Raw genomic sequence first — 22,792 nt, forward strand, 5'->3', positions numbered from 1 at the left:
TAGGTGCCATGGGGGACGTGCCCGCGCCGTTGCGTGCCGGGGACCCGGCCACGGTCGGGTCCTACCGGCTGCTCGGCGTGCTCGGCGTCGGCGGCATGGGCACCGTCTATCTCGCCGCCGGCCCCGACGACCGCCGGGTCGCCCTGAAGGTCATCAACCCGGCCTGGCACGGCGACCCGCAGTTTCGGCAGCGGTTCGCGGCCGAGGCCGCCGCCGCGTCCCGGGTCGCCGGCTTCTGCACCGCGCGGGTGCTCGACGTGGCCCTGGACGGCCCGGTGCCGCACCTGGTGACCGAATACGTGTCCGGGCCGTCCCTGCACGAGTATGCGACCGTCAACGGCCCGCTCGGCGGTCAGGTCGAGGCGGTCGCGGTCGGGGTCGCCGCGGCGCTCACCGCGATCCACGCGGTCGGGCTCGTGCACGCCGACCTGAGCCCGCGCAACGTGCTGCTGTCCCCGTTCGGCCCGAAGGTCATCGACTTCGGCGTCGCCCGCCTCCTGGGGCACTCAGGACCCGTCGGGCAGTTGTTCGGCACGCCGGGATGGCTGGCGCCCGAGCAGGAGCGCGGCGCCCCGCCGAGCCACGCCTCCGACGTCTACGCGTGGGGTGTCCTCGTCGCGTGGGCGGCCACCGGCGTGATGCCGGCCGGGACGGTCCCGCCGGGCCTGGCGCAGACCCTCACCCCGGGCATCGCCGAGATCGTCGCCCGGGCGTTGCGGACGGACCCGGCGGCCAGGCCGACGGCGCGGCAGCTGCTCCTCGCGCTCGTCGGCGACGACGACCCCGCGGCCGTCCACGTGACATCCCCCCGAGCCGATAGGAAAACCCGCCCGGATCCGCGGCCCCGCGGCGGGCCCGGGCACACCGCGACGATCCGCGGCGCGGCGCCGCCGAGACCGCCGGCGGGCCGGTTCGCGCCAGGTGCGGCACCCGTCATCCCGGTCTCGCCGACCGCCGTGCACGGGGTGCCCGGGGTGCACGGACCGGTGTCGCCGTCGCCGGTCAGCCCGACGATGCTCGATCCCACGGGACGGTCCCAGTATGTGGGGCACAGTCGGCCGCTCCCGCCGGTGCCGCCGCCGCCCCGCCCGGCGCCGCGCGGGATGGGTCGCGGGGTCGCCGCCGTCATCGCGGTGCTGATCGTCCTCGGCTGCCTGTGGGGCGTGTTCAACCTCGCCGACTCGGCCGGCTCCGGCGACCCGCAGGCCGGTCCGAGCACCGCGGCGCCGGCCAGCAAGGCACCGTCGAAGAAGCCGAGCCCGGTCGGCACCGACGGCGGGGTCCGCTTCACCGTCACCGGCTTCGAGTGCGGCGTGAAACGGATCGGCGAGTGGCCGCTCGTCAAGGACGCCGTGGGGGAGTACTGCCTGGTCGACGTGCAGGTGGAGAACCTCGGCACCGGCGGCACCCGCATCTGGCAGGGCTCGCAGCGGCTGCGCGACACCGACGGCAACGACCACAAGCCCGACGACTGGTCGTGGCTCTACAACGCCGAGACCCGGCCGCTGTACGGGGAGATCAAGTCCGGCCGTCCGGTCACCGGCACGCTCGTGTTCGACGTGCCGAAGGGGCTCAAGTTCGACGTCCTGGTCGTCAAGCAGCAGCCGCTGAGCGACGGCACCGTCATCCGCCTGCCCGGCCGGTAGAGCGCTTTCGCGCGAGCCCGGAGGGCAGGGGCGGGTGCCGCTGCGACCGCAAGCGCACCGGGCTGCTGCCGAGCAAACACGACCTCCTGAGGCTTGGCAAGGTTTTCGGCGACGTTAAGTTTCGTTACCACCGTGTTATTGACACCACAGTCCGCAATCGGATTTAGTGTGCCGGAACCGGTTGCGGAACCGGTTCCAGAAAACGCTCTCTTGCCAGAAAGCGCTCTCACAGAGAGGATGCCGACGTGCCGATCACCATCGCCGACGTCGCGTCCCGGGCCGGGGTCAGCAAGACCACCGTCTCGCGGGTGCTCAACGGCAAAGGGGAGGTCGACGAGTCGACCGCGGCACGGGTGCGGAGGGTCATCGACGAGCTGGGTTACACGCCCAGCGCGCGGGCGGTCAACCTCGCCCGCGGCCACACCAGGGTCATCGGGATGCTGGTGCCGTCGCTGATCTGGCCGTGGATGGGCGAGATCGTGCAGGGAGCGGTGGATGTCGTCGAGGCGGAGGGTTACGGGTTGCTGCTGTTCACGTGCAACCGTGGCGCCGAGTCGATGCGGCAGTTCTCCGCGCAGGTCTCCGGCAAGGCCTTCGACGGCCTGCTGGCGATCGAGCCGGAAGGCACCCTGGACTACCTCGCCGACCTGTATGCCGGCGGTCTGCCGGTGGTGCTCATCGACGACCGCGGCGACAAGCCGCTCATGCCGTCGGTCGGGACCACCAACCGGGCCGGAGGGGCCCTCGCCGCGCGGCATCTCGTCGAGATCGGCCGGCGGCGCCCCCTGGTGATCACCGGATCCGAGAAGTTCGGCTGCACACAGGACCGGCTCGGCGGCTTCACGGACGTGTTCGCCGCCGCCGGGCACCCGGTCGACCCGCGTTTTGTGATGGAGGGCGACTTCACGTACGACTGCGGCTCCCAGGCCGTCCGGCGCGCGCTGGACCTGGGGCTGGAGTTCGACGCCGTCTTCGCCCACAACGACCTGTCCGCGGCGGGCGCCCTGCAGGGGCTGCGCCAAGCGGGCCGCGCGGTGCCGGAGGATGTCGCCCTCGTGGGCTTCGACGACATCGTCCACGCCGCGCACACCGAGCCCCCACTCACGACCATCCGCCAGCCGATGCGGCAGATGGGCGAGATGGCGGCCCGGCGGCTCATCGCACACTTCGACGGCACGCCGTTGACGAGTGAGCCCAACATCCTGTCCACCACGCTCGTCGTGCGGTCCTCGACCGCCCCGGCGCAGCCCTAGCGCACCATCCCCGCACAGCCTCACCGCACCGACGCACGACCAGCACCACCGACACCGCACCAAAGGGCGGGACCTGCCGCAAGAAGGCCCCGTCGTCATACCCCGAATGACCGCCCCACCTGTCGATCCAGGTACGTAAGGAGACACCCCCGTGCATACCAGACGCTCCGTTGTGCTCGGCCTCGCCGGGTTGCTCGCAGCCGGCTCACTCGCCGCCTGCGGCGAGTCGAAGAACGAGCAGAACGCCAAGACGGGCGTGACGGTTCTCAACGTCGGCATGCCGAACGGCCCGCAGACCGAGAACCAGAACCCGTTCCTCAGCACGTCAGCCGCTTCCAAGTCGGGTTACCGCTGGGCGCTGTACGAGCCGCTGATGATGTGGAACCCGGTCAAGCCGGCCGACCCGATGAAGCCGTGGCTCGCCACCAAGGCCGAGTGGTCCAAGGACTACACGTCGGTCAAGGCCACCATCCGTGACAACGCGGAGTGGTCGGACGGCCAGAAGGTCACCGCCGAGGACGTCGCGTTCACGTACAAGCTGCTGCGCGACAACGAGGCGCTCAACACCGGTGGTCTGACGATCTCCGACGCCAGCGCCAGCGGTGCGGACGTGACCATCACGTTCAAGAACCCGCAGTTCGTCAGCCAGCACAAGGCCATCGCCCAGGTGCCGATCGTCCCCAAGCACATCTGGGAGAAGGTCTCGGACCCGAAGGCGGAGCTCGCGAAGGACCCGATCGGTTCGGGCCCCTACAAGCTGAAGTCCTTCACCCCGCAGACGGCCACCCTGGTCGCCAAGGACAAGGGCTACTGGCAGGCGCTCCCGGCGGTCAAGGAGCTGCGGTACACCTCCTACACCGACAACAACGCGCAGACCACCGCGCTCGCCAACGGTGAGTCGGAGTGGAGCTTCGTCTTCATCCCCAACGTGAAGACGGTCTTCCTCGACAAGGACGCCGCGCACCACAAGATCTGGGCCCCGCCGGTCCTCGGCATCCACGGCCTGTACATCAACACCACCAAGGCGCCGTTCGACGACAAGAACCTGCGCGTGGCCATGAGCATGGTCATCGACCGTGACGACATCTTCAACACGGCCGAGGCCGGCTACTTCCACCCGCTGGTGAAGAGCGTGACCGGTCTGCCCAGCCCCGCCGGCGACGCGTTCCTCGCGCCGGAGTTCAAGGGCAAGGACTACAAGATCGACGTCGAGGGTGCCAAGGCGCTCCTGACCGCGAACGGCTACAAGTACGAGGGCACCACCCTGAAGGACAAGTCCGGCAAGGCCGTCACGCTCACGCTGACCGACCCCGCCGGCTGGTCTGACTACCAGACCTCGCTCGAGATCGTGAAGGCCAACCTGCAGAAGATCGGCATCGAGGCCACGGTCGAGAAGGCCAACCAGGACGCGTGGTTCAAGAACGTCGAGGCCGGTCAGTTCGACGCGGGCTTCCGGTGGACCAACGGCGGCAACACGCCGTACGACATCTACCAGACGATCATGGACGGCGACCTGCTCAAGCCGATCGGCACCGCCAGCCCGGCCGGTAACTTCGGGCGCTTCAACAACCCCGAGGCCACCAAGGCGCTGCGCGACTACCAGTCGGCGACCGAGGACTCGGTCCGTGTCGAGGCGATGAACAAGCTGCAGAAGATCTTCGTCGAGTACATGCCGATGATCCCGGTCGGTGCCGACAACGTCGGTGGCGCGTACTCCACCAAGAACTGGACCGGCTGGCCGGACGACGCCAACCCCTACGGCGCCGCTCAGCCCACCCAGGCCAACGCGATCGACGTGATCCTGCACCTCAAGCCGGCTTCCTGACCGGTCGCAAGTGACACCGCTCCCCGGGTGGCCCGCGAGGGCCGCCCGGGGAGCGGCACCCCGTGATCACCCCTAAGACAGGACCATCGGCATGACGTTGAGCGAAAGCACGGCGGCGCCGGTCGGCGAGGTGGTGCTGGAGGCCGTGGGCCTGACCAAGCATTTCCCCGTTCGCAGGCGGCTGAGTGATCTCTTCTCCGGCACCAAGCTAGCCGTCCACGCGGTGGACGACGTCTCCTTCACCTTGCGACGGGGCAAGGTCACGGCACTGGTCGGCGAGTCCGGCTCCGGCAAGTCCACGGTCGCCCGGCTGCTCGCGCAGCTCTACCCGCGCACCGGCGGCGACATCCTCCTGCACGGCGAGTCGACGAAGGTGAGCGGCGGCCGTCGCTTCCGTGCCTACGTCCGGCGCGTGCAGCTCATCTTCCAGGACCCGTTCGGATCGCTCAACCCCGTGCACACCGTGCGCTACCACCTGACCCGCTCGCTGAAGATCCACGGCAACGCCGGCAAGACTTCCGCCGACCTCGAAGAGGCCCTGGCGAACCTGCTGACCCGGGTCAGCCTCACCCCGCCCGAGCGGTACATCGACAAGTTCCCGCACGAGCTGTCCGGCGGTCAGCGCCAGCGTGTCGCGATCGCCCGCGCCCTGGGCGCGGACCCCGAGGCCCTGCTCGCCGACGAGCCGGTCTCCATGCTCGACGTGTCGATCCGGCTGGGCATCCTCAACCTCCTGCGTGACCTCAAGGAGCGGCTGAACCTCGCCATCCTGTACATCACGCACGACATCGCCTCGGCGCGGTACTTCGCCGACGAGACGATGGTCATGTACGCCGGCCGCATGGTCGAGGGCGGCGACAGCGAGACCGTGACGCAGAACCCCGCGCATCCCTACACGCGGCTGCTCATCGAGTCCGCGCCCGACCCGGACCGCATCGAGGGCGTCGCCGACCCGACGAACATGGACCGCGGCAACGGCGAGCCGCCGAGCCTGATCCGGCCCCCCGCGGGCTGCCGCTTCAGCCCCCGCTGCCCGCACGTCATGCCCCGCTGCAAGGTCGACCTGCCCGTGCGGATCGAGATCGGCGACCGGGACGGACACTGGGCCGCCTGCTGGCTCTACGACGCGGAAACCGTCGCCAAGGAAGGCATCGGTTCCGCCGCCAACGGCTCCTCCGCCGACATCCCCACGCCGCCGGCTCTGACGCTGACGGAGGAGGCACGATGAAGTTCCTGCTGCAACGCATCGCCTTCTACCTGTTCACACTGTGGGCGGCGATCACCCTCAACTTCTTCATCCCCCGGATGATGCCCGGTGACCCGGTCAGCTCGCTGATCTCCAAGAACCAGGGCCGGATCACCAGCGACGCGATCCACTCCCTCGAGGTCCTCTTCGGTGTGGACAAGAGCCAGAGCCTGTGGGACCAGTACGTCAACTACTGGAACCAGCTGCTGCACGGCGACCTCGGCCTGTCGTTCACGTTCTACCCGACGACGGTCTCCGAGGTGATCAGCAAGAGCCTGCCGTGGACGATCGGCCTGGTCGGCATCACCACCATCCTGAGCTTCCTCATCGGCACCGCCCTCGGTGTCGGCGCCGGCTGGAAGCGCGGCTCCTGGATCGACAGCCTGCTGCCGGCGACCACCTTCCTGTCCTCGGTGCCGTACTTCTGGCTCGGCCTCGTCGCGATCGCCGTGTTCGCCGGTCCGGGCAGCTGGTTCCCCTCCTCGGGCGGCTTCACCCCCGGCCTGGTGCCGGCCTGGGACGCCTACTTCATCCCGAGCGCGCTCAACCACAGCATCCTGCCGGCCGCGACGATCCTCGTCTCCTCGATGAGTGGCTGGATCCTCGGCATGCGCAACATGATGGTCACCGTCTCCTCGGAGGACTACATCACGGTCGCGCACGCCAAGGGCCTGTCCGACCGGCGCGTCGCGTTCAGCTACGCCGCCCGCAACGCGCTGCTGCCCAACGTGTCCGGCTTCGCGCTGTCGCTGGGCTACATCGTCGGCGGCACCCTGCTGGTGGAGATCGTGTTCTCCTACCCGGGCGTGGGCTACCAGCTCTTCCAGGGCGTCCAGGCCTACGACTACCCGCTGATGCAGGGCATCTTCCTGTGCATCACGATCTCGGTGCTGGTGGCCAACCTGCTGGCCGACGTGGCCTACCTGCTGCTCGACCCGCGCACCCGAAAGAGTGGTTGAGATGACCGTCACCCCGTCCAGCATCGAGCAGGTGATCCCCGGCCAGGGCTCGATGGCCCAGCCCAGCGTGAAGCCGAGCTCGAAGGCGAAGCGCAAGCGGTTCCGGTTCGTCTCCAACGCCAAGGCCGCGACCGGTCTCATCGTGCTCGGCATCTACGTGCTGATCGCGATCATCGGCCCGTGGATCTCCCCGTACGACCCGGACCTGCTCACCAACGACAAGCTGCAGCCGCCGTCGGGCGCGCACTGGTTCGGCACCGACCACCTCGGCAAGGACATCTTCAGCCAGATCCTCGTCGGCGCCCGCGGCGTCGTCGTGGTCGGCGCGATCGCCGGCATCGTCGCGACGATCCTGTCGGTGCTCATCGGCGTCACCTCCGGCTACCTGGGCGGCGCGGCCGACGAGAGCCTCTCCGCGTTGTCCAACGTCTTCCTGGTCATCCCGGGCCTGCCGCTCATCATCATCGTCACCTCGATCATCACCAACGCGGGTGACATCATCGTGGCGCTGGTCATCGGGTGTACGTCCTGGGCGTACGGCGCCCGGGTGCTGCGAGCACAGACGCTGTCGCTGAGACGGCGGGACTACGTCGAGGCCTCCCGGGCGACCGGCGAGCAGACCTGGCGGATCGTGCTGTTCGAGATCCTGCCGAACCTGACCGCCATCATCGCCTCCAGCTTCGTCGGCACCGTCATCTTCGCCGTCATGTCCGAGATCACCCTGGCCTTCATCGGCATCTCGTCGGTGTCGACCTGGAACTGGGGCACCATCCTGTTCTGGGCGCAGGGCCAGCAGGCCCTCGCGCAGGGCGCCTGGTGGTGGTTCGTGCCGGCGGGTCTGGCCATCGCGTTGCTCGGCACCGCGCTCAGCCTCATCAACTTCGGCATCGACGAGTTCGTCAGCCCGCGGCTGCGTACCTCCGGCGCCGGCTCCCGCCGCGCACCCAACGGCGACAAGGTCACCATGCGGGTCGGGTTCACCCCCGTCATCCGCGGCCGTGCCGACGCCACCCCCAAGATCGAGATCAAGCACGACGCCGCCGATGGAGCAACGCGATGACCCAGGTGCTGACCCGGCCGCTGCTGGAGATCAAGAATCTCGACGTCGACTACGGCCTCGGCGAGGAGTCGGTCAAGGCCGTCCGCGACGTCAGCCTCACCATCCACCGCGGCGAGGTCGTCGGCCTCGCCGGGGAGAGCGGCAGCGGCAAGTCCACGCTCGCCTACGGCGTCACCCGGCTGCTCCCGCCGCCCGGCGTCGTGTCCAACGGCTCCGTCGTCTACCACCCGCCGACCGGTGACCCGTACGACGTGCTCAACCTCTCCAACGAGGAGCTGCGCAAGTACCGGTGGGCGGAGACGTCGATCGTGTTCCAGGGCGCGATGAACTCGCTCAACCCGGTGCACAAGGTCTCCGTCGGGCTCATGGACGCGATCAAGGCGCACGACCCGAAGTCCAGCAAGGCCGCCCGGCTCGCCCGCGCCAAGGAGCTGCTGCGCCTCGTCGGCATCGCCGAGGACCGGCTCGACGCGTACCCGCACCAGCTGTCCGGCGGTATGCGCCAGCGCGTCATGATCGGCATGGCACTCGCCCTGGAGCCGCAGCTGGTGATCATGGACGAGCCGACCACCGCGCTCGACGTCGTCATGCAGCGGCAGATCCTCGGCCAGCTCGTCGAGCTGCGCGAGCGGCTCGGCTTCTCCGTGCTGTTCATCACGCACGACCTGTCGCTGCTGGTCGAGTTCTCCGACCGGATCGCGATCATGTACGGCGGGCGGATCGTGGAAGAGGCGCCTTCGGCGGCGATCTACCGCGACCCGAAGCACCCGTACAGCGCGGGCCTGCTGCGCTCGTTCCCCGCGCTGCGCGGCGCCCGCCGCGAACTGGCCGGCATCCCCGGCTCGCCGCCCGACCTGCGCGGCATGCCCTCAGGCTGCGCGTTCCACCCGCGCTGCCCGAAGGCGTTCGAGCCGTGCTCGACCGAGCTGCCGATCCTGGGCAAGCCCGACGATCACGTCGGTGAGCCCCGCTCCGTCGCCTGCTGGCTGCATCCGGTCACCGCCGGCTGAGCCTGCGATTGGCGCAACGTCCCAGTTACTGATAACCAGGAGAACCATGGACACGACCGCGACACCCCTCGATGTGCAGAACCCGATCGCCACACTCCCGCCTGCCTTCCGTTGGGGAGTGGCGACCTCGGCCTACCAGATCGAGGGCGCGGTCGACGAGGACGGGCGGACCCGGTCCATCTGGGACACGTTCTGCGAGGTGCCCGACGCGATCGACAAGGGCGACACCGGCGAGGTCGCCTGCGACCACTACCACCGCATGCCGCAGGACGTCGCGCTGATCCGCGACCTCGGTGTCGACCTGTACCGCTTCTCCGTGGCGTGGCCGCGGGTGCAGCCCCGCGGCCGCGGCCCGGTGAACCCGGCCGGGCTCGGCTTCTACGAGCGGCTCACCGACGAACTGCTCGCCCAGGGCGTCGAGCCGTGGATCACCCTGTACCACTGGGACCTGCCGCAGGAGCTGGAGGACGCGGGCGGCTGGCCCGTCCGCGACACCGCCTACCGGTTCGCGGACTACAGCATGCTCGTCTTCGACGCGCTCAAGGACCGCGTCAAGACGTGGACGACGCTCAACGAGCCGTGGTGCTCGGCGATGCTCGGCTACGCCTACGGGGTGCACGCACCGGGCCGGCGCGACTTCGGCGCCAGCATGCACGCCGTACACCACCTGCTGCTCGGTCACGGTCTCGCGACCCAGCGGATGAAGGAGGCGGCGGCTGCGCACCACGAGTTCGGCATCACGCTGAACATGGGCGTCAGCACCCCCGAGACCGACAGCGAGGCCGACCGCGACGCCGCCCGGCGCAGCGACGCGCTCAGCACCCGCATCTACCTCGACCCCCTCGTCCACGGCCGCTACCCCGCCGACCTGGTCGCCGACCTCGCTGCGCAGGGCATCGAGCTGCCCGTGCAGGACGGCGACCTCGAGATCATCAAGACCCCGCTCGACGTGCTCGGCGTCAACTACTACTTCAGCGAGACCGTCTCCGGCGTCGACGAGGACGGCAACACCCACGACGCCACCGGCCTGCCCGTCAGCCGCCCCATCCCGACCGGGCGCCCGATCACCGCGATGGGCTGGGAGATCGTCCCCGAGGGCTTCACCCAGCTGCTGGTCCGCCTGTGGGAGGACTACCGGCTGCCGATCTTCGTCACGGAGAACGGCTCCGCCTTCCACGACGAGCCCGACGAGACCGGCTTCGTCCGCGACGACGACCGCATCGCCTACTTCGACTCGCACATCGGCGCGGTCGCCCTGGCCCGCCAGCAGGGCGCGGACATCCGCGGCTACTTCGCGTGGTCGCTGATGGACAACTTCGAGTGGGCCTACGGCTACGACAAGCGCTTCGGCATCGTCTACGTCGACTACGACACGCAGGAGCGCACCCCGAAGCAGTCCGCGCTCTGGTACCGCGACACCATCCGCACGCTGCGCACGTCGTAGCTGTCCGGGCCGGCCGGGCAGCAGGGGCGTTGTGGGCCCCCTGCTGCCGCTGTGCTGGCTGCGGCGCAAGCGCCGCGGCGGGGGATTCTCACCCCGCACCCCCAATGCTCGCTGCGCTCGCACTGCCTGCGCGTGCCGCGCGGCAGCTTTCGCGCGTGCGCGCCGCATCCGGCGGCATCCCGCCGTCGCAGCGGTGTGCGGGCGCTTTTGCATGTGCCGGCAGCAGGTGTCGCCGAATGTGGCAGCGGCCGGGATCGATCGCGGTCCTGACCCGCTGCCGTCTCGTGAATCCGGCAGCAACGGCGTCGCGGGGTCCCTGCTACCGACGCAGTGGGGGATTTCCACCCCCGCGCGTCCCCGATGCTCGCTGCGCTCGCACTGCCGAGCGCGTGCGCGCCGCGTCCGGCGGGTTCCCGTCGTCGCCGAGTGTCGCTGAATGCGGTAGTGGCCTCCGGACCGCTGCCCGTCCGGTCAGTCGGGTAGCAAGGGTGTCGTGGGGCCCTGCTGCCGGCCCAGCAGTGACGCCCTCGTGAGCGCGGCGGAGCCGAAGCGGTCGCGGACCTGGTCCATCGCGGAGTCGAGCTCGCCGCCGGTGTGCGCGTGCAGGGGCAGCTCCAGCTGGACCGCGCCGTCGCCGTCGAGGTTGGCCACGGCGATGCCTATGAGTGTGAGGCCCCGCTGCGCGATCAGGCTCGCCGACTCGTGGTGCAGCAGGTGCGCCGCCCGCAGCACGGTCGCGGTGTGCCACGTCTCCTTGGCGAGGGTGTGCGACCGGGTGACCTTCGTGAAGTCCGCGAACCGCAGCCGCAGCACCACCGTCCGCCCGCCCCGCTCGGCGGCGCGCAGCCTCCTGCAGACCCGGTCGACCAGCTCGGCGAGGACCGCTTCGACGAACGCCGGCTGGTGCGGCCCCCGCCCCAGCGCCCGCTGCGCCCCCATCGACCGGCGTCTCCTGCCCACCTGGACCGGCCGCGGGTCCCGGTTGTGCGCGAGCGCGTGCAGGTGCCGGCCGGAGCCCTCGCCGAGCATTGACACGAGCGTCGCCTCGCCGAGCCGCGCGACCTGCCCGACCGTCGTCACCCGGTGCGCGTGCAGCTTCGCCGCGGTGACCGCCCCGACGCCCCACAGCCGCTCGACCGGCAGCGCGTGCAGGAACGTCAGCTCGTCCGGGGGCTCCACGACGAGCAGCCCGTCGGGCTTGGCGACCCCGCTGGCGACCTTCGCCAGGAACTTCGTCCGGGCCACCCCGACGGTGATCGGCAGCCCGACCTGCCGCAGCACGTCCGCCCGCAGCTGCTGCGCGATGCGCCGCGGCGTCCCCGCGATCCGCCACAGCCCCCGCACGTCGAGGAACGCCTCGTCGATCGAGATCCCCTCCACGACCGGCGTCGTGTCCCGGAACACCTCGAACACCCGCTTGCTTGCCTCGGAATACGCCCGCATCCGCGGCGGCACCACGATCGCGTCCGGGCACAGCTGCCGCGCCTGCCGCCCGCCCATCGCCGTGCGCACCCCGCGACGCTTCGCCTCGTAGCTGCACGCGAGGACCACGCCACCGCCGACGATCACCGGCCGCCCCCGCAGCCGCGGATCGTCGCGCTGCTCCACCGACGCGTAGAACGCGTCGAGGTCAGCATGCAGGATCGAGGCCGCTTCGGACACGAACATATGTTCGCATGACCCGCCCTTACCAGGGCAAGGATTCACGCCTGCGGCGGACGCCCGGGAAGGAAATGCGGTGCGTGGCGCGGGGCTGGTGGCGTAGAACTGCCGGGTGTTGCGACTCTGGGTGGCGGTGCTGCGGTGGCCGTACGCGAAGGCGCTCGTGCTCGCGAACCTGCTGACGCGGCTGTCGGCCGGGGCGGTCGCCCTGGCGCTGGTCCTGCTCGTGCAGCAGGAGCGTGGTTCGTTCGGGGCGGCCGGGCTCGTCGCAGGGGTGTTCGCCGTCGGCACGGGTGCCGCGGCGCCGGTCGTGGGGCGGCTCGTCGACCGGGTGGGTCAGACGGCGGTGCTGCTCGCGACGGCGGGGGTGCACGGCGGGGCGCTGCTCGGGGTGGCGGCGTGGCCGTCGGCGCCGCTGTGGGTCCTCGCCGGGCTCGCCGGGGTCGCGGGGGTGGCCCGGCCGCCGGTCGCGGCGTGCATGCGCGGGATCTGGGTCGCGATGCTCGACGGGCCGCGGCTGCGGGCGTCGTACCGGCTGGAGAGCGCCGTCCTCGAGGTCGGCTTCGTCGCGGGGCCGGTCGTCGCCGGTGCGGTCGTCGCGATCGGGCGGCCCGCGCTGGGCCTGGCGCTGACGGCGGGGCTGGCGGTGGTCGCGACGGCCGGGTTCGCGCTCCTGCCACCGGCCAGGGCGTGGCGGCCGGCGGCGAAGGCGGGTGGCGTGCTCGGTCCGCTGCGTTCCGCGGCGGTGCTGGCGCTGGTCGGCTCGCGGGCCGCGCTCGGCGTCACGGTCGGGGCGGTGCAGGTCGCGGCGGTCGCGTTCGCCGTCGCGGGTGGGCGGGCCGGTTTCGCCGGGGTGCTGCTCGCCGGGTTCGCGGTCGGCAGCCTGCTGGGCAGCCTGACCCCGCACGCGTCGCTGACGCTGCTGTCGGCGGCGATGTGTGCCGTACTGGCGCCGCTGCTGCTGCCGGTCGGGCTGTGGTGGCTCGCCGGGTTGTTCGTGCTCGCCGGGGTGCCGCTGGCCCCGTCGAACGCGATCGCCTACGAGCTCACCGACCGTGCCGCGCCGCCGGGCACGGCCACCGAGGCGCGGATGTGGACCAGCACCGCGACCGCGGCGGGCGCCGCCCTGGGCAGCGCCCTCGCCGGCGCGGCCGTCGACGGGGCGTCGGCCGGGTCGGCGGTCGCCGTCGCCCTGGCCGGCGCGGCGGCCGCCGCCGTGGTCACGCTGCTCAGCCGCCGGACGGTGGCCGAGCCGGCGCCGCCCGTGCCGGCGGCGGCCCCGTCACGCGGTGGGGACGGGCTCGGTCAGGGGGAGCAGGACGACGAAGCGGGTGTCGCCCGGCGTTGACGTGACCCGGATGTCGCCGTGGTGCTTCTTGACCACGATGCGGTACGAGATGTCCAGGCCCAGCCCGGTGCCCTCACCGACGGGCTTGGTGGTGAAGAACGGCTCGAAGATGCGGGGGCGGACGTCGGCGGGGATGCCGGTGCCGGTGTCGGCGAACTCGACGGCCAGGCAGTCGCCGTCGCGGGACGTGGTGATCGTCAGGGTGCCGTCGCCGTGCATGGCGGCGACCGCGTTGTCGATCAGGTTGGTCCACACCTGGTTGAGCTCGGCGGCGTACGCGGGGATCGGCGGCAGGTCGTGGTCGTAGTGGGTGACGACCCGGACGCCCTGCTTGGAGATCTTCGCGTTGAGCATGATGAGGGTCGCGTCGAGCAGCTCGTGGACGTCGACGACCTGGAACGGGCCGCGGTCCAGCTGCGAGTACTGCTTCGCGGCGCTGACCAGGCCGGAGATGCGGGTGACGGCGTCGTCGATCTCGCCCATGAGCAGCTCGGTCTCGATCGTGTACACCAGCCAGCGGACCGCGGGCTCCAGGTCGAGCTTGCCGACGCAGAGCTTCACGTCCTCCATCCACGGCACGTCGACGCCGCCGGCGACCAGGGTCGGGGCGAGGTCCCAGGCGCCGTTGACGCCGCGTTCGTCGAGCCAGTCGCCGATGGCGTCCTCGGCGTCGCTGGCGTCCAGCGCGGACCGCTTCGGCGCGGTCGCCGCCAGCTTCACGGCCCGCTCCTGCAGCTCGACGAGGCCCTGCAGGTGCTCGCCGTCGAGCCGGCCGTCGGCGATCATCGCGAGCTTGTGCCGCATGCCGGCGATCCGGTCGCGGAGCACGGCGGTGGCCCGCACGGCCGCCGCGGCCGGGTTGTTGAGCTCGTGCGTCAGGCCGGCGGACAGGGCGCCGAGGGCGAGGAGCCGCTCGCGTTCGGCGGCGGCGTTGTTGCTGTTGCGCATGCCGAAGAACAGGCCTTCGAGCAGGTGCATCGCCATCGGGAACCACTCACGCATCGCCGCGCCGAGCTCGACGGCCGGCAGCTCGTACACCTCGGTCTCGGTGATCGCGTGCATCGTGTTGTTGTAGAGCTGCGGGACGCGCTCGCCGAGATACGCCTGGGTGGCGCCGCCGTAGACGCCGACCTGGTCGGTGCGGCTGATCTCGACGTCGTCGCCGCGGACGTTCCGGCTGAGGCTGACCATGCCGCTGAGCAGCACCACGAAGCAGGTCGCGGCGTCGCCCTCGCGGTACACGGGCTGGCCGGCCTCATAGCGCACGGCGGCACCGCGCGAGGCGAGCCACTCCAGTTGCTCGTCGTCGAGGGCTTCGAAGAGGAACAGGTTCCGCAGCTCTTCATGAGCAAGCCGTCGGCTCATGCCGTCACCTCCGCCGCGCTCCGGCGCCGGCCTGAGCTGGACCTGCCATCCCGATGAGCGGCCACTCCGCTGCGCTCCAGACCGCTCATTGCCCCTCCACCAGGTACCGGTGCACCAGTGACACCGCCATCGCGCCCTCGCCGACGGCCGACGCCACCCTCTTCACCGAGTCTGCGCGTACATCACCCGCGGCGAACACTCCGGGGACGCTCGACTCCAGGTGATAGGGGTCACGGCCCAGCGTGGCGTGGTCGCTGCCGGCCTCGACGTCCGGCCCCGTGAGTACGAACCCGCGGGCGTCGCGCTGCACGACCCCGTCGAGCCAGTCGGTGCGCGGCTCCGCGCCGATGAAGATGAACAGCCAGGAGCTGTCGACGATCCGCTCGGCGCCGCCCTCGACGGACCGCAGCGTGAGCCGCTCCAGGTGTTCGTCGCCCTCCGCGCCGACGATCTCCGTGCACGGGTGGACCTCGATCGTCGGCACCGCCGCGATCTGCTCGATCAGGTACCGCGACATCGACGCGTCCAGGCTGGGCGCGCGGATGACGAGGTGGACTTTGCGCGCGTAGCGGCTGAAGAACATCGCCGCCTGCCCGGCCGAGTTCGCCCCGCCGACGATGTAGACGTCCTGGTCGGAGCAGCTCGGCGCCTCCGTCGACGCGGAGCCGTAGTAGACGCCCCGGCCGTGGAACTGCTCCAGGCCGGGTGCGCGCAGCCGCCGGTACGCCACCCCGGTCGCCAGGATGACGGAGTGCGCGGCGATCGTCGTGCCGTCCTCGAAGTGCAGCACGCGCGCCGAGCCCTGCACGGCGAGGCGGGTGACCTTGCACGCGGTGAGCAGCTCCGCGCCGAACTTGACCGCCTGGCGGCGGGCCCGGTCGGTGAGCTGCGCGCCGGAGACGCCGTCGGGGAAGCCGAGGTAGTTCTCGATCCGGCTGCTCTGCCCGGCCTGCCCGCCGGTCGCCCGCTCCTCGAGCAGGACCGTGCGCAGGCCTTCGGAGGCGCCGTACACCGCCGCGCCGAGGCCCGCCGGGCCGCCGCCGACGACGACGAGGTCGTAGAAGTCCGACGCCGGGGTCGTGGTCAGGCCGACCTGCACCGCCAGCTCGGCCTCGCCCGGCGCGACCAGGGTCTTGCCCTCCGGGGTGACGACGAGCGGCACGTCGGCCTCGGACAGCCCGGCGGCCGTCAGCAGCCGCTGCCCTTCCGCGTCGTCGGTGGTGTACCACCGGTACGACACCATGTTGCGGGCCAGGAAGTCCCGGACCTTGAACGACGGTGCCGACCACCGGTGCCCGACCACCTTGACGTCGCCGACCTGCTGGTCGGGGGCGGCCTTCCACGCCTCCAGCATGGCGTCGATCACCGGGTACAGCTTCTCCTCCGGCGGATGCCACGGCTTGAGCAGGTAGTGGTCGAGGTCCACGACGTTGATCGCCTGGATCGCGGCGTCGGTGTCGGCGTAGGCGGTGAGCAGCACCCGCCGGGCGCGCGGGAACAGGTCCATCGCGTGCTCGAGGAACTGCAGGCCGGTCATGTTCGGCATGCGGTAGTCGGCGAGTAGCACCGCGACCTGCTCGCCGCGCAGCTTCAGCTCCTTGAGCGCGTCGAGGGCCTCCTGACCGGAGTCGGCGCGGATGATGCGGTAGTCCTCGGCGTACTGCTTGCGCAGATCACGGGCGACGGCCCGGGAGACCGCGGGATCGTCGTCAACGGTCAAGATCGCTGGCTTGGCCATGGACCCAATCCAACCACGCGTTTCGCCGATCAACGAACACCGCCCGGCGGCTCGCCCTCGCCGTGGTCGCGGACCGGATACGGTGTGACCCGTGAGCAACCCGTGTGAGCACCTCGACCTCATCAACGACGTCCAGCCCGGTGCGGACGGCTGCGAGGACTGCCTCGCCGCCGGTGGTCGCTGGGTGCATCTGCGGCTGTGCCTGACCTGCGGGCACGTCGGCTGCTGCGACTCCTCGCCGGCGAAGCACGCCACCGCGCACTACAACAGCGTCGGCCACCCGCTCGTCCAGTCGTTCGAGCCGGGCGAGGAGTGGGTGTGGTGCTACGCCGACGACGCGCTGCTCAAGGTCGACGGTCTGCCATCACGCGCGCACCCCTAGTCGTCCATTTTTTCGCGTCCTAAAGTAAGTGGATGCGGGTGACGTTCGAGGGTGACGGGGCCGGCTCCGGCCCGCTGTCGTGGGGGCAGCTGGACATCTGGCTCAAGATGAGCGCCATCGGGCAGTCGATGGCGATGGGCGGGGTCCGGCCGCTGCCCGCCGGCACCACCCTCGACGACGTCGCCGGCGAGCTGCGGTATCTCATGAGCCGCTACGGGAGCATGCGGACGCGGCTGCTGCAGGACGGCGACGGACCGCCGTCGCAGGTCGTGGACGGCTCCGGCGAGATCGAGATCGAGGTCCTCGACGACGTGGACCCGGCCGGCGTCGAGGCCCGCTACCGCGACGTCCCGTTCGACCACGCGCACGAGTGGCCGGTCCGGATGGCCGTCGTCCGCGCCGCCGGCGAATGCACCCACGTGGTCCTGGTCATGTCGCACCTCGTCATGGACGGCGCCGGCGCGGTGCTGATGATGGCCGAGGCCGACGCCCGCACCGACGCCCCGCACGAGGGGCTCTCCGCGCTGGAGCAGGCCCGCCGGCAGACGTCGCCGTCCGGGGCGCGGCAGAACGCGGCCGCGCTGCGGCACTGGGACTCCCACCTGCGCGCCATCCCCGTCCCGCGGGTCCCCCCGTCCCGCGACGTGCGCCGCCCCCGGCACTGGACCGGCGTGCTGCACTCCACGGTCCTGCCGTCGGCGCTGCGCTCGGTGGCGCTGCGCGAGGGGGTCGAGCCGGCACCCGCCCTGCTGGCCGCGTTCGCCGTCGCGTTCGCGGAGGTCACCGGCGTCGGCGTGCTGCCGCTGCGGCTCGTGTCCAGCAACCGCTTCCGGGCCGGGCTCGGCGGCGTCGTCGCCCCCGTCTCGCAGATGGGCCTGTGCGTGATCGACACCGCCGGCTCGTTCGCCGACGTCCTGCACCGCACGCGGCCGGCCGCGATCACCGCGTACAAGTACGCGTACTACAACCGCCTCGACCTCAACGCGGTCATCGCGGGCGTGGTCGCCGACCGGGGCCCGCAGTTCGCCCTGGACGTCAGCGTCAACGACCGCCGCCTCGGCGGCGCGCTGCAGGACGTGCCCCGCCCGGCCCGCAGCGAGTTCGCCTGGGTCGCCAGCGGCGACGAGCCCTCCTCGGCCCTGTTCGTCAACGTCGACGGCTCCGACGAGGCGGTGGCGGTCACGGTCTACGTCGACAGCCACTTCCTCGCCCCCGCCGACGTCGAGGCCGTCCTGTGGGCGATGGAGCGCATCGCGGTCCACGCCGACGCGCGTGTCGAGGAACGCGTGGCGGCTCCGACCAGCTCGTGACAGCGTCATCGTTGCGTTCTGCTTGGAGAGTCATGCGATTCGAGGACCACCGCGGGTGGATCGTCACCCAGACCGAACAGCTCGTCGCCGGCCTCGGCCCGGACGCGTCGCAGGCCGCGCCCGTGCCGTCGTGCCCCGGCTGGACCCTGGGCGCGCTGCTGCGGCACATCGGCGGCGGGCACCGGTGGGCCGCGCAGATCGTCCGGACCAGGGCGACGCGCTTCCTGCCCGACGGCATCGTGCGCGACGTCGACGGCGACGACACCGGGCCCGTCCCGGCCGGTTGGCTGCTCGACGGCGCCCACGAACTCGCCGGCGCGCTGGCCGCGGCGGGCCCGGACGCGCCGGTGTGGACGCCGTTCGACGCCGGCGGGATGCCCTTCTGGGCGCGCCGCTTCGCGCACGAGACGCTCATGCACCGCGCCGACGCGTGCCTGGCCGCCGGGGTGCCGTTCGACGCCGGCACGGACGTCGCGCTCGACGCGCTCGACGAGTGGATGGAACTCGACGCCCACCCGATCCACTTCGACCTCGACCCGGCCAAACGCGACATCCTGGGACCCGGCCGGACGGTCGCCCTGCACGCCCCCGAAGGAAGCTGGCTCGTCGACCTGACCGGCGACGTCAACACCTGGCGCCGCGGCACCGGACCCGCCGCCGTCACCGTGCGGGCGCCGCTCAAGGAGCTGCTGCTGCTGGTGTACCGGCGGCGCGACCCCGACGGGCTGCTCGTCGAAGGCGACGCGGGCGTGCTGCACCACTGGCTGCGGCACGTCGCCTTCGGCTGAGGCGGGTCAGGCCTCCTCCACCTCGAGGCTCCCGTTGACCTGCAGCTTGCGGCGGGCCCGCTCGTAGAAGGTGGTGTAGCCGAGGCGCACCACCTTCGCCGCGGCCGGCGCCGCCGACACGGTCAGCAGGTCGCCGGGCTTCAGCTCCGCGCCGAGGATCCCGTCGACCTCCATGACCAGCCGGCCGCTGGACGGCAGCAGCTCCAGGTCGAGGTCCTCGTCGGGGGACAGCACCATCGCCCGGTTGAACGCCGAGTGCGCCGCCGCCGGCACGACCAGGATGCCCTCGACGTTCGGCGACACGATCGGCCCGCCGGCGGAGAAGCTGTACGCGGTGGACCCCGTCGGCGTCGCCACGATGAGGGCGTCGGCGGAATACCGGACGAACGGGTAGCCCTGCATGGAGATGCCGATCGCGGCCAGTCCCTGACCGGGGACCCGGACCAGCGCGATGTCGTTGAAGGCGGTCACGTCGCTGCCGTCGGGGAGCCGGGTGCGGATCGCCATGCGCGGCTCCACCGTGTAGCGGTGGGCGTCGATCGCGCTCAACGCCGCCGGCAGGTCGTCGACGGCGACCTCCGCGAGGAACCCGAGCCGGCCGAGGTTGACCCCGAGCACCGGCGTCGGCTTGCCCGACAGCAGCCGCATGCTGCGCAGCATCGTGCCGTCCCCGCCGAGGCTCACCACCAGCGACGCGCGGCTCACCAGCTCGTCGGCGTCGACCGCGACGGCGGTGCAGTCGATGCGGTCGACCTCGTCGGGCAGCCCGAGGACCGTCACCTCGCGGGTCCTCGCCCAGTCGATGATGGCGTCGATCGCCGGCTTCGAGTCACGCCGGGGGTGCAGGACCAGCCCGACCGTGTGCACCATGCCCATCCCGCAACTGTACGACCGCTCACAGTCGGGCAGGCGCTTCGGCCGGGCCGCTGGCACGTTCGCGATGCCTTGGCGGCGGCGTGGACGCGGCGGGCGGCCGCAACGATCCCACCACGAGGGCGACGGCAACCAGCAGGACCGCCGGTAGCGGCCCGATCCACGGCACCCGCTCGACGACCAGCCCGGCGCTCAACGCGCCGACCGCGATGCAGGCGTACGGCAGCACAACGTCCAGCGTGCCCCGCTCGCCGGGCTTCTCGCCGGCTTTCTCGCCTGCCACGGCGGCGTGCTGCAGGCCCGTGGCGATCGCGGCGAGCGCGAGCAGCGGCAGCTGCGTGACCCCGCGCGGGTCGTGGGCGGTGACCATCCAGCCGCCGCACAGGGTGCACAGCGCGAGCAGCGCGCCGACGAGGCAGCGGCTCGGCGCGACCCGCCGGGCGAGCAGCACGGTCCCGCCGTACACGGCGACGGACAGCGCCGCCCGCAGCGCGGTCTCCGGCAGCCGCTGGACCCCGGCGACCCCCAGGACGACCAGGTTGCCGGCCACGACGCTGCCGAACACGCCGCCGAGAAACAGCAGGCATATGCCGTCGACGTACCCGGCCGCGAGAGCCAGCAACCACTGTGTTCGCCGCATTGCAGACCCGTTCCCAGATCCACGCGACCCACCCTCACCCGCACCGGATGAGGATTCTTGCCGTGTGACAAACATGAAACAGGTGGTGCTGCGGGTACGGTCGCTGCAGACTACGACAACAGGAAGGGGGCGACGACCAGGTGTCGATCGCGTTGCGGCTCGCGCTGCACCTCCCGCGGGATGCCGCGACGGTCCCGATGGCCCGCCGCCTCCTCGACCAGGCGCTGCAGACTCTCGGCGTCGAGCCGGGCTGCCGCGACGACATCGGCCTGATCCTCACCGAGGCCTGCGCCAACGTCATCGAGCACGCGCGCGACATCGACGACTACGAGATCAGCATCGACGTCACCGACGTCCGCTGCGTGATCCACGTCGTCAACGACGGCTCCGTCATCGACCCGGCCCGCCTCGTCCTGGCGACCGAGATGACCACCAGCGAGCTCGCCGCCCTGGACCTCGCGGTCCTCGACGAGCACGGCCGCGGCCTGCACATCATCCGCGCCCTCGCCGACGAGCTGTACCTGACCCCGGCCAAGGGCGGCGGCCTCGTCCTGCAGGCCGTCACCACCCTGCGCTGGACCACCGGCGCCGAGATCTGGCAACGCCGCTGAGCTAGCTGCGTCAGCAAGCTGCCGCGGCGGGGGATTCTCACCCCGCACCCCCAATGCTCGCCGCGCTCGCACTGCCAGCGCGGGCGCGGCAGCTTTCGCGCGTGCGCGCGGCATCCGGTGGCTTGCGTCCGCCGCCGGGTTCGCTCGGATGGTGACGGCATCGGGCCGTCCGACGCGAGATCCGGCTGCGGCGTCCGCGCCGCAGCCGGCCCGCATCATCGCTGACTATTTCCACCCTCGCGCCATGCCCACCCTCACGGCCGTGAATTTCCAGACCCTCGACGGCGCGACGGCGGGTTTCGGGCTGGCCGGACGCGCGAAAATGATCCAGCGACCGAAATACGATCCGCCGAGGCCCCGGCTCGCAGCAGGCAAGTCTGAATTGCGCTCCGCTCATCACGTGCCCGCGCGGCCGTCATGCGGCTCGGGCGGACGAGGCCGCGGCGATCGAGCAGCTCCGCGCGGACCGCATTTCGGTCGCTGGATCGCTTTCGCGCGTCCGGCGGGCGCGGCCGGGCGCGGGCTCAGCGTGGGCGGGTTCGACCTGCTGCTCCGGCTGAGCATGAGCGGAGGAGGCGCCGTGCCGCTCGGCGAGCTGGCGCAGGCGCTCAATGTCACTCCGCGCAACGTCACCGGCCGCGCACAGCCGACAGTCGAGCCCGCCGCGCCCAGCCGACCAGTGCCGCCGGACCGCCGTGCGCAGCCGTTGGGGGCGCGAAAGGCCGACCGGCGGTCATACACCACGCGGCGGGCCGGCGGTTGACTGGAACGGCTCGTGCGCAACTCTGGGGTGTCGACCTCGTCCAGACCCCGGGTCCGGCGCAATCCGTGTGACGGCCGGGCCGTGTGACGGCCGCGCGGACGACGTGACGGGCGCGGGCGATCACGTCGTCCGGGAGTGATTGGGTCGACCAAGGCCAGCGAGCCGGGCCGCAGGGGAGCCGGCGACGCCTCCGCGTCGCCGGACGACACCCCGGATCGGCGCCGACCGCTTTACAAAAGCACCGTACCTCAGCCCACCTAATCGATCTTCAGTCGAGTAACGAGACCGTCGCCATCCGTGATATTTGCTGGTGGGGAACGCCACCGGATGCCGCGCGCACGCGCGGAAGCTGCCGCGCGGCACGCGCAGGCAGTGCGAGCGCAGCGAGCATTGGGGGTGCGGGGTGAGAATCCCCCGCCGCGGCGCTTGCGCCGCAGCTGGCACAGCGCCGCAGCTAGCGCTGCTGGATGCGGATCAGGTTGCCGGCGGGGTCGCGGACGGCGCAGTCGCGGACGCCCCAGTCCTGGTCGGTGGGTTCCTGGACGATTTCGGCGGCGGAGGACTGGAGGCGGGTGAAGAGGGCGTCGAGGTCGGTGGTGGCCAGGTTCACGCCGGAGTAGGTGCCCTTGGCCATCATCTCGGTGATGGTGCGGCGTTCGTCGTCGGTGACGCCGCTGCCGGGGACGGCGACCGGCTCGAGGACGAGGGCGGTGTCGGGCTGGCCGGCGGGGCCGACCGTGATCCAGCGCATGCCTTCGTGGCCGACGTCGTTGCGGACCTCGAAGCCGAGGAGGTCGCGGTAGAAGGCGAGGGACGCGTCAGGGTCCGTGTGGGGCAGGAACGAGGCCTGGATGCTGATGCTCATACCG

The 22,792-nt window shown here is 71.5% G+C and carries 20 protein-coding genes; 14 read left to right on the forward strand and 6 right to left on the reverse strand.

Annotation, left to right across the window (positions count from 1 at the left end; all coding sequences use genetic code 11):
* Positions 1 to 8 precede the first annotated feature (8 nt).
* The 8 genes from ACZ6TV_RS23650 to ACZ6TV_RS23685 all read left to right on the forward strand — a co-directional run bounded on the left by ACZ6TV_RS23650 (position 9) and on the right by ACZ6TV_RS23685 (position 10,443).
* Positions 9 to 1,646, forward strand: coding sequence for a protein kinase domain-containing protein (locus ACZ6TV_RS23650; protein ID WP_465299399.1), 1,638 nt, complete (start codon positions 9 to 11; stop codon positions 1,644 to 1,646).
* Between the two features lie 245 nt (positions 1,647 to 1,891).
* Positions 1,892 to 2,899 (forward strand): LacI family DNA-binding transcriptional regulator, encoded by a 1,008-nt coding sequence (locus ACZ6TV_RS23655; RefSeq protein ID WP_465299400.1) that lies wholly within the window; start codon positions 1,892 to 1,894, stop codon positions 2,897 to 2,899.
* A gap of 151 nt (positions 2,900 to 3,050) precedes the next feature.
* Positions 3,051 to 4,724 (forward strand): ABC transporter substrate-binding protein, encoded by a 1,674-nt coding sequence (locus tag ACZ6TV_RS23660; RefSeq protein WP_465299401.1) that lies wholly within the window; start codon positions 3,051 to 3,053, stop codon positions 4,722 to 4,724.
* Positions 4,725 to 4,815: 91 nt separating this feature from the next.
* Positions 4,816 to 5,952 (forward strand): ABC transporter ATP-binding protein, encoded by a 1,137-nt coding sequence (locus ACZ6TV_RS23665; protein ID WP_465299402.1) that lies wholly within the window; start codon positions 4,816 to 4,818, stop codon positions 5,950 to 5,952.
* Positions 5,949 to 6,929: an ABC transporter permease gene (locus ACZ6TV_RS23670; protein WP_465299403.1), complete on the forward strand. Its 981-nt coding sequence runs from the start codon at positions 5,949 to 5,951 to the stop codon at positions 6,927 to 6,929. The genes ACZ6TV_RS23665 and ACZ6TV_RS23670 overlap by 4 nt, the downstream gene beginning before the upstream one ends.
* Before the next feature lies 1 nt (position 6,930).
* Positions 6,931 to 7,989 (forward strand): ABC transporter permease, encoded by a 1,059-nt coding sequence (locus tag ACZ6TV_RS23675; protein WP_465299404.1) that lies wholly within the window; start codon positions 6,931 to 6,933, stop codon positions 7,987 to 7,989.
* Positions 7,986 to 8,999 (forward strand): ABC transporter ATP-binding protein, encoded by a 1,014-nt coding sequence (locus ACZ6TV_RS23680; protein ID WP_465299405.1) that lies wholly within the window; start codon positions 7,986 to 7,988, stop codon positions 8,997 to 8,999. The genes ACZ6TV_RS23675 and ACZ6TV_RS23680 overlap by 4 nt, the downstream gene beginning before the upstream one ends.
* Before the next feature lie 46 nt (positions 9,000 to 9,045).
* A complete protein-coding gene (locus tag ACZ6TV_RS23685) occupies positions 9,046 to 10,443 on the forward strand; it encodes a GH1 family beta-glucosidase (RefSeq protein WP_465299406.1) in 1,398 nt (465 codons plus the stop codon).
* A gap of 471 nt (positions 10,444 to 10,914) precedes the next feature.
* On the opposite strand, the gene dinB is transcribed toward ACZ6TV_RS23685, so the two are convergent.
* Positions 10,915 to 12,105, reverse strand: a complete 1,191-nt coding sequence (gene dinB, locus ACZ6TV_RS23690; protein WP_465299407.1) for a DNA polymerase IV — start codon at positions 12,103 to 12,105, stop codon at positions 10,915 to 10,917.
* Between the two features lie 112 nt (positions 12,106 to 12,217).
* On the opposite strand from dinB, the gene ACZ6TV_RS23695 reads away from it, so the two are divergent.
* Positions 12,218 to 13,453, forward strand: a complete 1,236-nt coding sequence (locus ACZ6TV_RS23695; protein WP_465299408.1) for an MFS transporter — start codon at positions 12,218 to 12,220, stop codon at positions 13,451 to 13,453.
* Here ACZ6TV_RS23695 and ACZ6TV_RS23700 read toward each other — a convergent pair.
* Both ACZ6TV_RS23700 and ACZ6TV_RS23705 read right to left on the reverse strand, forming a co-directional pair.
* Positions 13,388 to 14,818 (reverse strand): ATP-binding protein, encoded by a 1,431-nt coding sequence (locus ACZ6TV_RS23700; RefSeq protein WP_465299409.1) that lies wholly within the window; start codon positions 14,816 to 14,818, stop codon positions 13,388 to 13,390. The genes ACZ6TV_RS23695 and ACZ6TV_RS23700 overlap by 66 nt on opposite strands.
* 85 nt (positions 14,819 to 14,903) lie before the next feature.
* Positions 14,904 to 16,556 (reverse strand): NAD(P)/FAD-dependent oxidoreductase, encoded by a 1,653-nt coding sequence (locus ACZ6TV_RS23705; RefSeq protein ID WP_465299410.1) that lies wholly within the window; start codon positions 16,554 to 16,556, stop codon positions 14,904 to 14,906.
* Positions 16,557 to 16,647: 91 nt separating this feature from the next.
* Between ACZ6TV_RS23705 and ACZ6TV_RS23710 the strand changes: the two genes are divergently transcribed.
* The 3 genes from ACZ6TV_RS23710 to ACZ6TV_RS23720 are packed head-to-tail and all read left to right on the forward strand — an operon-like array spanning position 16,648 to position 19,036.
* Positions 16,648 to 16,938, forward strand: coding sequence for a UBP-type zinc finger domain-containing protein (locus ACZ6TV_RS23710; protein ID WP_354781259.1), 291 nt, complete (start codon positions 16,648 to 16,650; stop codon positions 16,936 to 16,938).
* 32 nt (positions 16,939 to 16,970) lie between these two features.
* Positions 16,971 to 18,248: a condensation domain-containing protein gene (locus ACZ6TV_RS23715; protein ID WP_465299411.1), complete on the forward strand. Its 1,278-nt coding sequence runs from the start codon at positions 16,971 to 16,973 to the stop codon at positions 18,246 to 18,248.
* Positions 18,249 to 18,280: 32 nt separating this feature from the next.
* Entirely contained in the window at positions 18,281 to 19,036 is a 756-nt protein-coding gene (locus ACZ6TV_RS23720; RefSeq protein ID WP_465299412.1) for a maleylpyruvate isomerase family mycothiol-dependent enzyme, read from the forward strand.
* A gap of 6 nt (positions 19,037 to 19,042) precedes the next feature.
* Here the strand turns inward: ACZ6TV_RS23720 and ACZ6TV_RS23725 are convergent, their stop codons facing one another.
* Both ACZ6TV_RS23725 and ACZ6TV_RS23730 read right to left on the reverse strand, forming a co-directional pair.
* A complete protein-coding gene (locus ACZ6TV_RS23725) occupies positions 19,043 to 19,912 on the reverse strand; it encodes an NAD(+)/NADH kinase (RefSeq protein WP_465299413.1) in 870 nt (289 codons plus the stop codon).
* Between the two features lie 19 nt (positions 19,913 to 19,931).
* Entirely contained in the window at positions 19,932 to 20,549 is a 618-nt protein-coding gene (locus ACZ6TV_RS23730; RefSeq protein ID WP_465299414.1) for a YoaK family protein, read from the reverse strand.
* 140 nt (positions 20,550 to 20,689) lie between these two features.
* Here ACZ6TV_RS23730 and ACZ6TV_RS23735 point away from each other — a divergent pair, with 140 nt between their 5' ends.
* Positions 20,690 to 21,160 carry an ATP-binding protein gene (locus ACZ6TV_RS23735; RefSeq protein WP_465299415.1) on the forward strand — a complete coding sequence of 157 codons (471 nt, stop codon included), beginning with the start codon at positions 20,690 to 20,692 and terminating at the stop codon, positions 21,158 to 21,160.
* 244 nt (positions 21,161 to 21,404) lie between these two features.
* Complete coding sequence (locus tag ACZ6TV_RS23740) at positions 21,405 to 21,923, forward strand: hypothetical protein (protein ID WP_465299416.1); 519 nt, start codon at positions 21,405 to 21,407, stop codon at positions 21,921 to 21,923.
* 454 nt (positions 21,924 to 22,377) lie between these two features.
* Here the strand turns inward: ACZ6TV_RS23740 and ACZ6TV_RS23745 are convergent, their stop codons facing one another.
* Positions 22,378 to 22,788 (reverse strand): VOC family protein, encoded by a 411-nt coding sequence (locus ACZ6TV_RS23745; RefSeq protein ID WP_465299417.1) that lies wholly within the window; start codon positions 22,786 to 22,788, stop codon positions 22,378 to 22,380.
* Between the last annotated feature and the right edge of the window lie 4 nt (positions 22,789 to 22,792).

Source organism: Dactylosporangium sp. NPDC051087 (assembly GCF_055586325.1).

Excerpts from the sequence above, each read along its gene's own strand:
- ACZ6TV_RS23745 (WP_465299417.1), bottom strand. The coding sequence starts at position 22,788 with ATGAGCATCAGCATCCAGGCCTCGTTCCTGCCCCACACGGACCCTGAC.
- ACZ6TV_RS23705 (WP_465299410.1), bottom strand. The coding sequence starts at position 16,556 with ATGGCCAAGCCAGCGATCTTGACCGTTGACGACGATCCCGCGGTCTCC.
- ACZ6TV_RS23665 (WP_465299402.1), top strand. The coding sequence starts at position 4,816 with ATGACGTTGAGCGAAAGCACGGCGGCGCCGGTCGGCGAGGTGGTGCTG.
- ACZ6TV_RS23675 (WP_465299404.1), top strand. The coding sequence starts at position 6,931 with ATGACCGTCACCCCGTCCAGCATCGAGCAGGTGATCCCCGGCCAGGGC.
- ACZ6TV_RS23715 (WP_465299411.1), top strand. The coding sequence starts at position 16,971 with ATGCGGGTGACGTTCGAGGGTGACGGGGCCGGCTCCGGCCCGCTGTCG.
- ACZ6TV_RS23685 (WP_465299406.1), top strand. The coding sequence starts at position 9,046 with ATGGACACGACCGCGACACCCCTCGATGTGCAGAACCCGATCGCCACA.
- ACZ6TV_RS23670 (WP_465299403.1), top strand. The coding sequence starts at position 5,949 with ATGAAGTTCCTGCTGCAACGCATCGCCTTCTACCTGTTCACACTGTGG.
- ACZ6TV_RS23730 (WP_465299414.1), bottom strand. The coding sequence starts at position 20,549 with ATGCGGCGAACACAGTGGTTGCTGGCTCTCGCGGCCGGGTACGTCGAC.
- ACZ6TV_RS23740 (WP_465299416.1), top strand. The coding sequence starts at position 21,405 with ATGCCCACCCTCACGGCCGTGAATTTCCAGACCCTCGACGGCGCGACG.
- ACZ6TV_RS23720 (WP_465299412.1), top strand. The coding sequence starts at position 18,281 with ATGCGATTCGAGGACCACCGCGGGTGGATCGTCACCCAGACCGAACAG.
- ACZ6TV_RS23725 (WP_465299413.1), bottom strand. The coding sequence starts at position 19,912 with ATGGGCATGGTGCACACGGTCGGGCTGGTCCTGCACCCCCGGCGTGAC.
- ACZ6TV_RS23650 (WP_465299399.1), top strand. The coding sequence starts at position 9 with ATGGGGGACGTGCCCGCGCCGTTGCGTGCCGGGGACCCGGCCACGGTC.
- ACZ6TV_RS23680 (WP_465299405.1), top strand. The coding sequence starts at position 7,986 with ATGACCCAGGTGCTGACCCGGCCGCTGCTGGAGATCAAGAATCTCGAC.
- ACZ6TV_RS23700 (WP_465299409.1), bottom strand. The coding sequence starts at position 14,818 with ATGAGCCGACGGCTTGCTCATGAAGAGCTGCGGAACCTGTTCCTCTTC.